The 15,285-nt window shown below is 73.4% G+C and carries 8 protein-coding genes and 2 pseudogenes; 5 read left to right on the top strand and 5 right to left on the bottom strand.

Annotated elements, in window-relative coordinates; all coding sequences use genetic code 11:
- Positions 1 to 408: pseudogene (locus DVA86_RS33980) on the bottom strand (hypothetical protein); the annotation flags it as partial.
- A 209-nt stretch (positions 409 to 617) separates the two neighbouring features.
- On the bottom strand, positions 618 to 1,934 hold the full coding sequence (locus DVA86_RS33975) for an NAD(P)/FAD-dependent oxidoreductase (protein ID WP_208885561.1): 1,317 nt from the start codon (positions 1,932 to 1,934) through the stop codon (positions 618 to 620).
- Positions 1,935 to 2,322: 388 nt separating this feature from the next.
- Between DVA86_RS33975 and DVA86_RS33970 the strand changes: the two genes are divergently transcribed.
- From DVA86_RS33970 to DVA86_RS33960, 3 genes and pseudogenes are all read left to right on the top strand, one after another.
- On the top strand, positions 2,323 to 3,195 hold the full coding sequence (locus DVA86_RS33970) for a TetR/AcrR family transcriptional regulator (protein WP_208884044.1): 873 nt from the start codon (positions 2,323 to 2,325) through the stop codon (positions 3,193 to 3,195).
- A gap of 312 nt (positions 3,196 to 3,507) precedes the next feature.
- Positions 3,508 to 5,040 (top strand): annotated as a pseudogene (locus DVA86_RS33965) (sigma-70 family RNA polymerase sigma factor); the annotation flags it as partial.
- Positions 5,041 to 5,162: 122 nt separating this feature from the next.
- Positions 5,163 to 6,014, top strand: a complete 852-nt coding sequence (locus tag DVA86_RS33960; protein ID WP_208885554.1) for a maleylpyruvate isomerase family mycothiol-dependent enzyme — start codon at positions 5,163 to 5,165, stop codon at positions 6,012 to 6,014.
- Positions 6,015 to 6,149: 135 nt separating this feature from the next.
- Here the strand turns inward: DVA86_RS33960 and DVA86_RS33955 are convergent, their stop codons facing one another.
- The gene (locus tag DVA86_RS33955; RefSeq protein ID WP_208884041.1) at positions 6,150 to 9,533 is read right to left on the bottom strand and encodes a pyruvate carboxylase; all 3,384 of its coding nucleotides are present in this window, start codon (positions 9,531 to 9,533) and stop codon (positions 6,150 to 6,152) included.
- Between the two features lie 838 nt (positions 9,534 to 10,371).
- Here DVA86_RS33955 and DVA86_RS33950 point away from each other — a divergent pair.
- Positions 10,372 to 11,439: a serine/threonine-protein kinase gene (locus tag DVA86_RS33950; protein WP_425470960.1), complete on the top strand. Its 1,068-nt coding sequence runs from the start codon at positions 10,372 to 10,374 to the stop codon at positions 11,437 to 11,439.
- A 138-nt stretch (positions 11,440 to 11,577) separates the two neighbouring features.
- Here the strand turns inward: DVA86_RS33950 and DVA86_RS33945 are convergent, their stop codons facing one another.
- Positions 11,578 to 12,639 carry an aspartate-semialdehyde dehydrogenase gene (locus DVA86_RS33945; RefSeq protein ID WP_208884038.1) on the bottom strand — a complete coding sequence of 354 codons (1,062 nt, stop codon included), beginning with the start codon at positions 12,637 to 12,639 and terminating at the stop codon, positions 11,578 to 11,580.
- Between the two features lie 327 nt (positions 12,640 to 12,966).
- Between DVA86_RS33945 and DVA86_RS33940 the strand changes: the two genes are divergently transcribed.
- Positions 12,967 to 13,824, top strand: a complete 858-nt coding sequence (locus DVA86_RS33940) for a GNAT family N-acetyltransferase (protein ID WP_208884037.1) — start codon at positions 12,967 to 12,969, stop codon at positions 13,822 to 13,824.
- Between the two features lie 332 nt (positions 13,825 to 14,156).
- On the opposite strand, the gene DVA86_RS33935 is transcribed toward DVA86_RS33940, so the two are convergent.
- Positions 14,157 to 15,221: a helix-turn-helix domain-containing protein gene (locus tag DVA86_RS33935; protein WP_208885552.1), complete on the bottom strand. Its 1,065-nt coding sequence runs from the start codon at positions 15,219 to 15,221 to the stop codon at positions 14,157 to 14,159.
- Between the last annotated feature and the right edge of the window lie 64 nt (positions 15,222 to 15,285).

Genomic DNA, 15,285 nt, shown 5'->3' with positions numbered 1-15,285 from the left:
AAGAGGCGGGTCGTCCCGTACGGCCGCGCCGGCCTCGTCGGCCCCGGTGCTCGCCGGGTGTGCCTCGGTCTCCGCGGGGCCGGGCTCCAGGAGGGCGCCGGCGGGCGCCTCTTGGGCGCACCCGTCGGAGCCCGTGCCGCGGGCGGCGGGGACGGTGCCGGTGGCCGGTCCGGTGTCGGCGCCGTCGGGCTCCGGGTCGGGCGCGGGGCCGTACGTCCCCGACGGCTGCCGGGTCTTGGCCGCCTTCGCCGGCTTCGCTGTCTTGGCTCCCTTCGCCACCTTGGCCGACTTCGCGGCCTTCGTCGTCTTCGCCGCCTTCGCCGCCTTCGTCGCCTTGGTCGCTGCCTGGGCGGCGGCGCTGCGCCGCTGTGTGCCGGGCAGTCGGGCGCTCCAGCGCGTGAAGTTCACGTCGTCCGATTCCTCGCGTTTGTCCTGTGCGTCGCGTCGTTCGCGCCGATCGCGTTGTCCGCGTCGTTCGCGTTGGTCGTGTCTGAGATGCCAGTGCTGCTGATCACGACTATCACTCTTCGCAGATACGGCCCCACCCATGGTCACATGTCCAGTGTGGCCCACGGCACTGACACCCCTCAGACGCCGCTGCGCGGCCGGGAGTTCCGTCAGCTCGCTTCGGGATGTCTGCCGGTGCCGGCGGCGAGCTCGAACTCCGCGCGCGGATGTTCGAGCGACCCCAGCGAAACGATCTCCCGTTTGAAGAGCCCCGCCAGCGTCCACTCGGCCAGCACCCGTGCCTTGCGGTTGAACGTGGGCACGCGGCTCAGGTGGTACGCGCGGTGCATGAACCAGGCCGGATAGCCCTTGAGCTTGCGGCCGTACACGTGGGCGACGCCCTTGTGCAGACCGAGGGAGGCGACGGAACCCGCGTAGGAGTGCCGGTAGTCGGCGGGTTCCTCGCCCTTGAGTGTGGCCGCGATGTTCTCCGCGAGCCGGCGCGCCTGCCGTACGGCGTGCTGCGCGTTCGGCGCGCACTCGGCGCCGTCGTCGCCCTTCGCGCGCGCGGCCAGGTCGGGCACGGCGGCGGCGTCGCCGGCGGACCAGGCGTGCTCGGTGCCGTCGACCCGCAGTTGCGCCGTACACCGCAGCCGGCCGCGCTCGTTGAGCGGCAGGCCCGTGGCGGCCAGGATCGGGTGCGGCTTGACGCCCGCGGTCCACACCAGGGTGCGGGTGGGGTGCCGGGAGCCGTCGCTGAGGACGGCGACGCGCTTCTCACAGGTGTCGAGCCGGGTCTCGAGACGTACGTCGATGTTGCGGCCGCGCAGTTCGCGCAGGGCGTACGCGCCCATCTCCGCGCCGACCTCGGGGAGGATCCGGTCGCTCGCCTCCACCAGCAGGAACCGCACGTCGTCGGGCTGGAGGTTGTGGTAGTAGCGGCAGGCGTAGCGGGCCATGTCCTCGAGTTCGGCGAGCGCTTCGACGCCCGCGTAGCCGCCGCCGACGAAGACGAAGGTGAGCGCGGCGTCGCGTACCTCCGGGTTGCGGGTCGAGGAGGCGATGTCGAGCTGTTCGAGCACGTGGTTGCGCAGCCCGATGGCCTCCTCGACGGTCTTGAAGCCGATGCCGTGCTCGGCGAGACCGGGGACGGGGAGGGTGCGGGAGATGGAGCCGGGCGCCAGGACGAGTTCGTCGTACGGCATCTCGATGGCGTCGGTGCCCTCTTCGGCGGTCGCCAGGGTCTCGATGGTGGCGGTCCGTTCGGCGTGGTCGATGGCCTTGACCTCGCCGATGACGACCTGGCATCTGGACAGCGTGCGCCGGAGCGGCACGACGACGTGACGTGGGGAGATGGATCCTGCGGCGGCCTCGGGCAGGAAGGGCTGGTACGTCATGTACGGCTCGGGGTCGACCACGACGATCTGCGTCTCACCACGTATGAGCTGCTGTTTCAGCGATCGCTGGAGGCTGAGAGCGGTGTACATGCCAACATAGCCGCCGCCGACCACGAGAATGCGCACGGGTTCCTTCGTCACCTGTCCATGACGCACCCCAGGCCCGGTGTTTGTCCACAGGTCCAGCGAATTGTATGACTAGCGGAGGCACATGGTCCGTTTCGCCCCGGTTCCTGGGCATGGAGGAATCGGCGCAGGTCAGACGGGGTGGAGCGGGGTGCCGGACGGGCCCTTCAGCGCCTGCGCCAGCACATACTCCAATCGGGGCCGAGGATGCGCAGAAGAGCCCCCCTTCTCTCTTGACGTGGCCTCAACTATGTTCGTAACCCGACGGGGGCGTTTTTGGGCTGACCGCGCCACCGATCACAAAAAGGGCGGGGGTCTCCGGGGGGAGACATTCATTACCGGGGGAACAACAATGCACATTCAGGGGATTCAGGACTCTTCGCGCTCGACGCCGCTGCGGGTCGACGCCCAGCGCAATCTCGAGCACGTTCTACGCGCGGCACGTGAGGTCTTCGGCGAGCTGGGGTACGGCGCGCCGATGGAGGACGTGGCGCGGCGGGCACGGGTCGGTGTCGGGACGGTCTACCGCAGGTTCCCGAGCAAGGACGTGCTCGTCCGGCGCATCGCGGAAGAGGAGACGGCCCGGCTCACCGAGCAGGCACAGGCCGCGCTCGGCCACGAAGAGCAGCCCTGGGCCGCGCTGTCCAGGTTCCTGCGCACGTCCGTCGCTTCGGGCGCGGGGCGGCTGCTGCCGCCGCGGATACTGCGCACGGGGACGGCCGACGAGGACACGGGCACCGGCGGGGCCGGCGGGCCGGGCACGGGCGCGGTCTCGGCCGTGGACACCGGCTCGGTGGACGTGGGCGACCGCTTCGACGGCGGCACCCGCGTGCCCATACAGCGCCAGAGCGGCGTGGACGGGCAGAACGGGCTGCGGCTGATGGAGCCGCGCATCACGCCCGAGGTGGAGCACGGGGCGCTGGACGACGACGGCCTGGGCGCGGGCGCGCAGATCGCGAACGGCCGGGACGCGCAGCAGCGGCCGGGCGACTTCGATCTCGCGGACGACGACTCGGGCGCGGCCGAACTGCTCGAGGTGGTGGGGCAGTTGGTCGATCGGGCACGGTCCGCGGGCGAGCTCCGCCCGGACGTGACGGTCGGCGACGTGCTGCTGGTGATAGCGACGGCGGCGCCGATGCTTCCCGACGCGACGCAACAGGCCGCGGCATCGAACCGGCTGCTGGACATCCTGCTGGAGGGCCTGCGGTCACGCCCGAGCACCTGAGGCCGTCCGGCGCGGTCCGCGGTCTCGGCGGCCTCGGCGGCCTCGGCGGCCTCGGCGGTCGGTGGTTTCAGCTGTCTCGGTGGTCTCGGCGGTCGGCTGTTGCGCGCGGGCAGTTGACGTACGGGCGTTGACGCCGGGCGGCCGGCGTACGGCGGCGGAACGCCCGAAGCACCCGTACGGGTGAGTGCGCGGGCGACCGGGAGCAATTCACCCGGGACGGGTGGATGCTTTGCATTGCCGGTCCCCGGGCGTCTCCCTGTGGCACCCTTACCCAGAGTTCGGTGGCAACAGCATCTTCGGGGGGTGCCCGCTATGGGCGTTGACGGGCGTGGAGACCCACAGAGTACGGACGGCGGCGGAGCGGACGACGAGCCGACCCTGCCCCTTTCCGCCACAGTGCCCGGGCAGGGCGGACCGAGCGACGAGGCCGCACCGGTAACGCCGGCGGACCCGGGCGGCGGTGACGACACCGAGCCGTCGGGCGGCGGCGACAGCACGCAGCCGGGCGGCGGGCCGTCCGTTCCGCAGCAGCGGGCCGCCGGCGGGAAGCTGCCCGGCGGGGAGCTGCCCGACTCGGCCCTCGTGGCGCGCATGCGCGGCGGTGACACCGAGGCGTACGACGAGCTGTACCGCCGCCACTCGGAAGCCGTCCGGCGGTACGCCCGTACGTGCTGCCGGGACTCGCACACCGCCGACGACCTCACCAACGAGGTCTTCGCCCGCACTCTGCAGGCGGTGCGGGGCGGCTCCGGCCCCGACACGGCCGTGCGCGCGTACCTGCTGACGTCCGTACGGCGCGTCGCCGCCGCCTGGACCAAGACGGCCAAGCGTGAGCAACTCGTCGAGGACTTCGCGGTGTTCGCGCAGTCGGCGGCGCACAGCTCCACCGCCACCGACGAGGACACGCAGGACCTGGGCGCGGACGTGCGCGCGATGCGGGAGGCGGACCGCTCGCTGGCGGTGCAGGCGTTCCGCAGCCTGCCGGAGAAGTACCAGACGGTGCTGTGGCACACGACCGTCGAGGACGAGTCGCCCAAGGACGTCGCGCCGCTGCTGGGCCTCTCGGACAACGCAACCGCCGTCCTCGCGCACCGGGCGCGCGAGAAGCTCAAGCAGGCGTACCTCCAGGCGCACGTGAGTCACAGCCTCACGGCAGGTGGCGACTGCGCGCGCTACGCCGACCGGCTCGGTGCGTACGCGCGCGGCGGGCTCCGGATGCGGGCGGAGCGCGGGCTGCGCAAGCACCTGGAGGAGTGCGCCAAGTGCCGCACGGCCGCGCTGGAGGTCAAGGACCTCAACAGCCAGATCCGTATCCTCGTGCCGGTCGCCTTCATCGGCTGGTTCGGGGCAGCGGGCGGCGCCAAGGCGTTCGGGGCGCTGCTCGGCGGCGGCAGCAGCGCGACGGCGGCCGCCGGTGCGGGCGCCGCGGCGGCCGCGAGCGGCAGCGCCGGCACGGGCGCGGCGGGTTCCGGCGGTGCCGCGGGCGGCGCGGCCTCGGAGGGTCTGGGCACGCCCGCGAAGGTCGGCATCGCCGTCGGTGCGGTGACGGCCGCGGCCGTCGCCGCCGCGATGGCGATGACGGGCAACGACGCCAAGCCGGAGAAGCCGGAGGCCAAGCCGCCGGCCGCGTCCCAGCCGCCCGAGAAGCCGGCGCCGGGCGCCCCGCCGCCGGGCAACAAGCCGGACAAGCCCGCCCCCGCGCCTCCTGAGCCGGCCGAACCGGAACCCAAGCCCAAGCCCAAACCGGAACCTGAACCGGAGCCCAAGCCGAAGCCCCCGCCCGAGCCGGAGCCGGAGCCGAGCAAGCCCCCGGTGCAAAAAAAAAAAACCAATTGTGAGCCACCTCGCCACACGCTCCCCGTCGGAGGTTACTTGGGGTCGAGTCGAAGGACCCCTCCGTAGGCAGAGATGCGCACGGAGAGCAACCAAGGAGGGCTCAGTGAACGATCCGATCCGCTTTCGCCTCGATCCCCGCCAGGAGGACCGAGACGCGCTCGGCTACCCGCACTCGCACCCCCAACGCCGCGCTCCTCGCGCTGCTCGGCGCGCTCGACCCCGCGGACTGGTCGCGCCCCACCGTCTGCCCCGGCTGGGACGTGCACGACGTCGTCGCGCATCTGCTCAACGACTATCTGCGCCGCCTCTCCGGCAGCCGCGACGGCCACCCCGGCGCGGTGTTCACCAACGACGAGACGCTGCCCTCGTACGTGAACCGGACCAACGGCGAGTTCGTGACCGCCGCCCGCCAGCTCAGCCCTCGCGTGCTGACCGAGCTGCTCGGTCACCTCGGTCCGCAGCTCGACGCCCTGTGGGCGGCCCAGCGCCTCGACGCGCCCGCCGCGCTCAGCGTCTCGTGGGCGGCCCCGCCCGGCGAGGACGTGCCCGCGTGGCTGGACATCGCCCGCGAGTACACCGAGCACTGGGTGCACCAGCAGCAGATCCGTGACGCGGTCGGGCGGCCGGGCGCGGACGGCCCGGACCTGCTCGGGCCGGTCGTGGACGCGTTCCTGCGCGGGCTGCCGTACGCGCTGCGCGACCGGGGCGGCCCGGACGGCACCTCCGTACGGTTCGACGTCACCGGCCCGGCGGGCGGCACGTGGACGGCCGTACGGAGCGTGGGCCGCTGGGCCCTCGCCACGGGGGCCGCGGCGGACCGGGCCGCCGCCAGGGACACGGCGCGTGTCGCCATGGACCAGGACGTGCTGTGGCGGCTGGCCACCCGCGGGATCACGCCCGAGGAGGCGCGCCGCCGCTCCGAGCTCAGCGGTGACGCCGGGCTGACCGAGGCGGCGACGTCTCTGCTGGCGATCGTCGCCTGAACCGGCCGTCAGGCCCTGAACCGGCCGTCAGGCACGCACAGGCACGCACAGGCACGCACGGGCCCGCAAGAGCACGCACAGGCACAGGCCCGCGACAGGCACACGCACACGCACAGGCGACGATCACCAGCACGCTCACGCCAGCACGATCAGCAGGTCCCCGCCCTCCACCTGCGCCACCGGCGAGATCGCGATACGCCCCACCGTGCCGCCCGTCGGTGCGGTGATCGCCGCCTCCATCTTCATCGCCTCGATGGTGCCGATGGTGTCGCCCGCCTCGACCTCCGCGCCCTCGCGTACCGCCAGCGTGACCACGCCGGCGAACGGCGCGGGCACGTGCCCGGGGTCGTTCTTGTCGGCCTTCTCCGCGACGGGGACCTCGCTGGCCACCGCCCGGTCCCGTACCTGAACGGGCCGCAGCTGCCCGTTGAGGATGCACATCACGGTCCGCATGCCGCGCTCGTCGGCCTCGGAGATCGCCTCCAGGCCGATGAGGAGCTGGACGCCGGGTGCCAGCGTGACCTTGTGCTCCTCGCCGTGGTGGAGGCCGTAGAAGAAGAGGTCGCTGGAGAGCGGGGTGGTGTCGCCGTAGCGGTCGCGGTGGTCGGTGAAGTCCCGGGCGGGGCCGGGGAAGAGGAGTCCGTTCAGGGTGCTCTGGCGCTCCCCGGACGTGCCTTCGAGCCGCTTGCCCTCCTCCTCGGTCAGCGCCTGCTCCTCCGGCGCGGCCGCCCGCCCGGTGAGCGCGCGGGTGCGCAGCGGTTCCGGCCAGCCGCCGGGCGGGTCGCCCAACTCGCCGCGCAGGAAGCCGATCACCGAGCCGGGGATGTCGAAGCGCGCCGGGTCGGCCGCGAACTCCTCGGTGGACACCCCGGCGCCGACCAGCGCCAGTGCCAGGTCGCCGACGACCTTCGAGCTCGGGGTGACCTTGACCAGTCGGCCCAGCAGCCGGTCGGCGCCCGCGTACGCCGCCTCGATGTCCTCGAAGCGGTCGCCGAGGCCGAGCGCGATGGCCTGCTGACGGAGGTTGGAGAGCTGGCCGCCGGGGATCTCGTGCTCGTACACGCGGCCGGTCGGCGCGGGCAGCCCCGACTCGAAGGGGGCGTAGACGCGGCGTACGGCCTCCCAGTACGGCTCCAGGTCGCACACCGCGTCCAGGTCGAGGCCCGTGTCGCGCTCGGTGTGCGCGGCGGCGGCGACGATCGCGGACAGCGCCGGCTGGCTGGTGGTGCCCGCCAGCGCGGCGGAGGCGCCGTCGACGGCGTCGGCGCCCGCCTCCCACGCCGCGAGGTACGACGCGAGCTGGCCGCCGGGCGTGTCGTGGGTGTGGATGTGCACGGGCAGGCCGAAGTTCGAGCGCAGGGCGCCGACGAGGGTACGGGCGGCGGGTGCGCGCAGCAGCCCGGCCATGTCCTTGACGGCCAGGACGTGCGCCCCGGCCTCGACCATCCGCTCGGCGAGCCGCAGGTAGTAGTCGAGGGTGTAGAGGTCCTCGCGGGGGTCGGAGAGGTCGCCGGTGTAGCTCAGGGCGACCTCGGCGACGGCCGTGCCGGTCTCCCGTACGGCGTCGATGGCGGGGCGCATCTGGTCGACGTTGTTCAGCGCGTCGAAGATCCGGAAGATGTCGATCCCGGTGTCCGCGGCCTCCTGTACGAAGGCCCGCGTCACCCGTTCCGGATACGGCGTGTAGCCGACGGTGTTGCGGCCGCGCAGCAGCATCTGGAGGCAGACGTTGGGGATCGCCTCGCGCAGCGCCGCCAGCCGCTCCCACGGGTCCTCGTACAGGAAACGGAGCGCCACGTCGTACGTCGCGCCGCCCCACGCCTCCACCGACAGCAACTCGGGTGTGCTGCGGGCGACATGGCCCGCCACCTCCAGCAGGTCCTTCGTACGGACGCGGGTCGCCAGCAGCGACTGGTGCGCGTCACGGAACGTGGTGTCCGTGACGCCGAGCGCGCTCCGCTCGCGCAGATCCGCGGCGAACCCCTCGGGGCCGAGCGCCAGCAGCCGCTGCCGTGAACCGTCCGGCACGGGCGCGTCCAGCCCGTTGCGCGGCAGCTTCTCGTACGGGGGAACGGTGGCGGGGCGTTCGCCGTGCGGCTTGTTGACGGTGATGTCCGCGAGGTACTCGAGGATGCGCGTGCCGCGGTCCGCCGAGCCGCGCCGCGTCAGCAGCCCCGGGTGCTGCTCGATGAACGACGTCGTGACCTGCCCGGAGCGGAAGTCCGGCTCGTCCAGCAGCGCCTGGAGGAACGGGATGTTCGTCGCCACGCCCCTGATCCGGAACTCGGTGACGGCACGCCGCGCCCGCGCCACCGCGGTGCCGAAGTCCCGGCCCCGGCAGGTGAGTTTGACCAGCATCGAGTCGAAGTGCGCGGCCACCTCGGCGCCCAGGTTCGTACCGCCGTCGAGCCGTACGCCCGCGCCGCCCGGCGAGCGGTACGCGGTGATGCGGCCGGTGTCGGGCCGGAAGCCGTTGGCGGGGTCCTCGGTGGTGATGCGGCACTGGAGCGCGGAGCCGCGCAGCACGATCCGGTCCTGCCGCAGCCCGAGGTCGGCCAGCGACTCGCCGGCGGCGATGCGCAGCTGCGACTGCACCAGGTCGACGTCCGTGACCTCCTCGGTCACGGTGTGCTCGACCTGGATGCGCGGGTTCATCTCGATGAAGACGTGGTTGCCGCGGGCGTCGACGAGGAACTCGACGGTGCCCGCGCAGGTGTAGCCGATCTCGCGGGCGAAGGCCACGGCGTCCGCGCAGATCCGTGCGCGCAGCTCGGGGTCCAGGTTGGGGGCCGGGGCCAGCTCGACGACCTTCTGGTGGCGGCGCTGCACGCTGCAGTCCCGCTCGTACAGGTGGATCACGTCGCCGTGCGTGTCGGCCAGGATCTGCACCTCGATGTGGCGCGGATCGACCACCGCCTGCTCCAGGAAGACGGTCGCGTCGCCGAACGCGGACTCCGCCTCCCGCGCCGCCGCCTCGATCGCCTCCCGCAGCTGCTCGCGCTCCGCGACCCGGCGCATGCCGCGCCCGCCGCCGCCCGCGACGGCCTTCACGAACACCGGGAACTGCATCGACTCCGCCGCCGCCAGCAGCTCCTCGACGTCGCGCGACGGCGCGCTCGAGTCCAGCACCGGCAGCCCGGCCGCCCTGGCGGCGGCGATGGCGCGCGCCTTGTCGCCGGTCAGCTCCAGCACGTGGGTGGGCGGGCCGACGAAGGTGATGCCCTCGGCGGCGCAGGCGGCGGCGAGGTCGGGGTTCTCGGAGAGGAAGCCGTAGCCGGGGTACACGGCGTCGGCACCGGCCCGCCGTGCCGCGCCGATCACCTCGTCCACGGACAGGTAGGCGCGTACGGGGTGACCGGGCGCGCCGATCTGGTACGCCTCGTCGGCCTTGAGGCGGTGGGGCGAGTTGCGGTCCTCGTACGGGAACACGGCCACGGTGCCCGCGCCCAGTTCGTAGGAGGCGCGGAAGGCGCGGATGGCGATTTCGCCGCGGTTGGCGACCAAGACCTTCGAGAACATACGAGCTGACTTCTCCTGACGAGCCGCGTCTGCTGTCTGCTGACTGACTGCTGGCTGAATGTCTGCTGTGTGTGCTGCCTGCCTGCTGAACGGCGCTGTCCGGGCACGCGAGCCTGATCGATTGACTGTCCAGCGACAGCATGCCGCTCCCGGCGGCTGTCCGCCAGGAGAGTCCGGTCACAGTCCGTGTCCGGGCACGCCGGGGCGCCCGGGGCAACCGGTTGCCCCGGCGGCCGCGGTTACGCCGTTCCGTACCCCGTTCCGGGCCCGCTCGCGGAACGTCTCGACGCGGCGGCCGCCCTCTCCGAAGCGAGCATCGCGCTTCTGTGGGAGGGACGGCCGCTGCCGCGCCGGGTGGCGGAGGGACCGCGACGGCTTGCCGCGGCCGTACGCGCCGATTCCGCCCCCGGCGCCCTTCCCAGCCCTGCTTCGGACACGCCGCAACGGGGCGCGTTCGACCGGGCGTTGCTGGCCGCGGCGGTGACCTTCGACCGTACGGCGGCGGCCCGCACGGCACCGGCCCCCGCTGCGGCGCGCGCACCCGCCCGTACGGCACCCGCCCGTACGGCACCCGCCCGTACGGCCGTGGGCCACGGACGTACGGGCTGGTGCCCGACCGGCCCCTATCCACATCTCACGCTGCCCATCAAGGCTGTGGTATACATAACGCGCAGCATCTCACACTGGCGCCAATCACACCTATCCAGTATCTTACCGTGACCACGACCGGGCTCTACACCTGAGCGTTGGGCGGCAGCTGCAGATGTGGAGAAGGGACAGGTTTCTGGGCCGGTCGCCGGGTGGGCGGGCGGTGGCGGTGAAGGTCGTGCATCCCCACTTGGCCAGGCAGGCTGAGCTCCGGCAACGCTTCCGCCTGGAGGTGGCCGCCGCGCAGGCTGTCAGTGGCGCGTACACCGCGCCGGTGGTGGCAGCCGGACCGGACGACGATCCGCCGTGGATCGCGACGAGCTACGTACCCGGGCCATCCCTGGCCGAGGCCATAGCCGAGGCCGGCCCGCTGCCGGACGGGTCGGTGTGGCCGCTGGCGGCCGGGCTTGCCGAGGCGCTGCAGGCGATCCACGCCGAGGGTCTGCTCCACCGCGATCTCAAGCCGTCCAACGTGTTGCTGGCCGCGGACGGCCCGCGCGTGATCGACTTCGGGATCGCCCGCGCGATGGACGCCACCGCGCTGACCAGAACCGGCACGACCGTGGGTACGCCCGGCTTCATGCCCCCGGAACAAGCCCAAGGCGGCCATGTCGGGCCGCCCAGCGACGTCTTCTCCCTCGGCGCCCTGCTCGCGTTCGCCGCCACCGGCAGCGAGCCCTTCGGTCAAGGCCCGCCACTGGTGGTCCTCCAGCGCGTCCTCGCCGGCGAGCCGCGACTGGACCGGCTGACGGATCCGCTACGCGCCCTGGTCAGCGCGTGCCTGGCCAAGAACCCAGCCGACCGGCCCACTCCGGCGCAACTCCTCGCCCGGCTCACCTCCCACTGGGACCCGCCTGCCGCCCTCCCCGGCACCCCGCCGTGGCCCCACGCCGTAACGACCCTCATCCAGACCCGCGCCACGACGGCCACCGCGCCGTACACCGAACACAGCGCACCAGAACGAGACCTGGACCGCCGCAGCGACCATGCCCGTGAGGTGGGCGAGGCGGGGGAGCACGCGGAGGCGGCGCGGCTGTTCGCCGGGCTGGCCGCGGACCGGGCGCGCGTGCTGGGGCCCGACCACCCGGACACCCTCAACGCCCGCTACGACCAAGCCTGGTACACGGGGGACACGGGGGCGGACACCGAGGCGGCGCGGCTGTTCGCCGAGCTCGCCGCGGACCGGGCGCGCGTGCTGGGGCCCGACCACCCCCACACACTCAACGCCCGGGCGCTCTCAGAGCACTGGAGCGAGTGAGGAACGTCCATGGCGTGTTCGACCGCTCGATCCGCTCGATCGCCGGCGGCTCGCGGCGGACGGCTGGCGGGCGGCGGTGCCTTTACGGTCCTGGCCGCCGCCCGCGGCGTCGTACGCCGCCGCTCAGCCGCCGCCGCTTCAGCGCAGCTCGGCCGCGATCAGCTCCGCGATCTGCACGGTGTTGAGCGCCGCGCCCTTGCGCAGGTTGTCGTTGCTGAGGAACAGCGACAGCCCGTTCTCCGCCGTCTCGTCGCTGCGGATGCGGCCGACGTAGCTCGCGTCCCGGCCGGCCGCCTCGAGCGGCGTCGGGACGTCGGACAGCTCCACGCCCGGCGCGTCCGCGAGCAGTTCGGCCGCGCGCCGCGCGCTGAGCGGCCGCTCGAAGCGGGCGTTGACCTGGAGGGAGTGGCCGGTGAAGACGGGCACCCGTACGCAGGTGCCGGACACCTTCAGACCGGGAATGTCGAGGATCTTCCGGCTCTCGTTGCGGAGCTTCTGCTCCTCGTCGGTCTCGCCCAGCCCGTCGTCCACGATCGAGCCCGCGAGCGGCAGCACGTTGAACGCGATCGGCCGCACGTACTTCTCCGGCTCCGGGAAGTCCACCGCCCCGCCGTCGAACGCCAGCCGCGTCGCGTCGCTCTCCACCGCCTTGCGCGCCTGCTCGTCCAGCTCCGCGACGCCGGCGAGGCCGCTGCCGGACACCGCCTGGTACGAGGCGACGACCAGCGCCGTCAGCCCGGCCTCGGCGTGCAGCGGGCGCAGCACGGGCATGGCGGCCATGGTGGTGCAGTTCGGGTTGGCGATGATGCCCTTGGGGCGCCGGCGGGTGGCGTCCGGGTTGACCTCGGAGACCACGAGGGGCACGTCGGGGTCGAGCCGCCAGGCGGAGGAGTTGTCGATCACGACGGGGCCCTGCGCGGCGACCTTCTCGGCGAGCGCCTTGGAGGTCGCGCCGCCGGCCGAGAACAGCACGATGTCCAGGCCGGAGTAGTCGGCCGTGGCCGCGTCCTCGACGGTGACCTCTCCGGCGGCACTGCCCGCGCCGGTGCTGCCGCCTGTGCCGCGCCAGGGCAGCGTACGTCCGGCGCTGCGGGCCGAGGCGAACAGCCGCAGCTCGTCGACCGGGAAGTTCCGCTCGGCCAGAATCTCGCGCATCACACCGCCGACCTGACCGGTGGCTCCGACGATCCCGATCCTCATGGGGCTCCTTCTGCTGTCCGTGCTGTGACCTGTGGTGACCCGCGTACCGCGGCGCGCGCGGCGCGTACGCGTGGCTTGTGTCCTTGTGCGTTCTGCTGCTCCCCCTACCCTGCCCTGCGGCGGGCACGGGCGCCAAACCTTTGACGTCGGTCACACCGGGGCGGACGGTCACGCAGCGTGCACGGTGTGTACGCCGCGTACCCTGCCCGGCCCCGCGGGCCGGTGGCGACCGGCACGTCTCCCGTGGCCGGGAGCGGGCCGCTTCGGGCGGGGGCGGCTCGGGAAATCCGGTTGCCGTCGGTCATCCGCCCTGCTCGGGTGTGGCGCATGGACAGTGACGCGGTACGGGCGATGTTCGACGCGCAGATGCGGCGGGGCGTACGGGAAGGGCCGGGCGTACGCGTCGAGCACGACCCGTACGGAGTCGTCCGGCAGATCGGTACGGACGGCGGCTGGTCCGGCGTCATCTGGTCCGGGCTGGACGCGGACACCGCCGACGCCGCGATCGCCGCCCAAGTGCGGTACTTCACCGAGGCGGCCCGGACGGGAGCCGCGCCCTCCGAGTTCGAGTGGAAGGTCTACTCCCACGACGCGCCCGCCGACCTCGGACAGCGCCTGCTGGCGGCCGGGTTCACGCCCGAGCCCGAGGAGACGCTGCTCGTCGCCCCCGTACGGGAGCTGCCCTCCGCCGTCGGATTGCCCGACGGCGTACGGCTGCGCCCCGTGACCGACGAAGCGGGCGTGGAGCTGATGGCGGCCGTACACGACCGCGCCTTCGGCGCCGGCCGCCTCCGGCTCCGTACGGAACTGCTCGCCCAACTCGCCGCCGCCCCCGACACGCTGGCGGCGGTCGTCGCGATGGCCGGTGACGTGCCCGTGTGCGCGGCGCGGATGGATCTGCTGCCCGGTACGGAGTTCGCCGGGCTGTGGGGCGGCGGCACGGTGCCGGAGTGGCGCGGGCGCGGCATCTACAAGGCCCTGATCGCGTACCGCGCACGTATCGCCGCCGAGCGCGGCTACCGCTACCTCCAGGTCGACGCGTCCAGCCAGAGCAGTCCGATCCTGCGGCGGCTCGGCTTCGTGGCGCTGAGCACGACGACGCCGTACGTGTACGTGGTACCGGCTCCGGACGCGCGGACCCCGGAGGCACGGGCCCCGGAGGGCGGCGGCGGAGGCAGGGCGTGACCGCCCCGCGGCCACTCCGCTTCGAGGCCGCCCGTACGGCCGGCGGCTTGCACGTCCACCACTTCCTGCCGGGCGACGACACGCCCGTGGACCACCAGTGGCCCGGCCTGTACGAGCCGTGGCCGGACGGGCCGACGCCGTTCAGCGAGTACGCGGTCAACAACGGCAACACGGAGGAAGTCGCCGTCTACACGGGCCTCGTATGGCGCCTGACCTCCGGCCTCGCCCGCTGCCGTTGGCTGCTCTCGGTGCTCCGGCTCTTGTGCACGTGTGTCGTGGCCGAGGGCGTCCTCAACCGGGTTGTGGCCGCTGCCCGCGGTGGCTCAGCCCGCTCAGCCCCCGCGCTGGGCGGCGACCAGCGTCTCGCCCGCGTCCGTACGGAAGTAGAGCACCGAACGCCCCGCACGCCGGCGCCGTATGAGCCGGGCGTCGAGCAGGACGCGCAGGTGCCGCCCCACCGAACCCAGCCGCTGCCCGGTCAGCGCCACCAGCTGGGTCGTGCTCTTCGGGGTGTCGAGGAGGGCCAGTACGCGCGCCCGCGCGGGCCCGAGCAGCGCGCCCAGCGCCTCGGGGACCGGCGCGCGCTCCACCTCCGCCAGTGCGCCCGCGCACGGGTACACGACGGCGTAGCGCGGGGGAGGCGCGGCGCGCCCACGGCCGTACGCGCGGCCGCACCCGCCCCCGTACGCGCGGCCGCGCCCGCCCCCGTACGCGCTGCCGCGCCCGTCCTCGCACACAGGCGCGGGCTCAGACCCGTACGCAGGCGCGGGCTCAGACCCGTACGCCCCCGGGTCCTCCCACGAGACCCACCCCTGCCGCGGCGTGACCGGCACGAACAGCATCTGCGCCCCGGCGAGTTCGTGCGGCGGGTAGTCGTGCGTGTTGATCTGCAGGCGGCTTTCGCCGAGCCAGCGCATCCCCGGGCGCATGTCGTCCAGCGTGGCCGCCCAGCCGCCCTGGCCCAGCTGCGCCGTACGGGCCACGATGTCGGCCTCGATGACGCGCCTGCGCCGCGGCCAGTACGGCAGCACGGTCTCCGCCCACACCCACTCGACGAGGTCCGCCGTGCGTTCCGGCAGGTCCGAACGGTGCAGCCGGGCGGGGAGCGGCCCGCCCAGGGAGACGGTGAGGTCCGTACGGGCGGCCTCGGGCGCCGTCTCCCGTATCCGGGCGACCTCCGCCTCGAACGGCTGGTCGCCCTCGCCGCGGGGCGTGGGCGTGAGGTAGTCCGCGTTCCAACTCCGCCCCAGCGCGGCCGCGACGATCTGGGCGGTGACGGGATCGGCGGCCTTCCGTTCCCGGTACGCGGGGAGGTGCGCGGCGAGCCAGGCGCGTTCGCCGGGGTGCGCGGCGGTCTCCCGTTCGAGGGTCTTCAGCGACGCGGTGGCCTCGGCCAGCGGGGAGACGACGAAACGGCTGCCCGCGAGCGTGTCCGTACTGACTGTCTCTTATACCACATCT

Origin of the sequence: Streptomyces armeniacus (assembly GCF_003355155.1) — a bacterium.
Taxonomy (GTDB): Bacteria; Actinomycetota; Actinomycetes; order Streptomycetales; family Streptomycetaceae; genus Streptomyces; species Streptomyces armeniacus.
The sequence above is the reverse complement of the archived record's forward strand: the minus strand, read 5'-3'. Positions and strand labels throughout refer to the sequence as shown.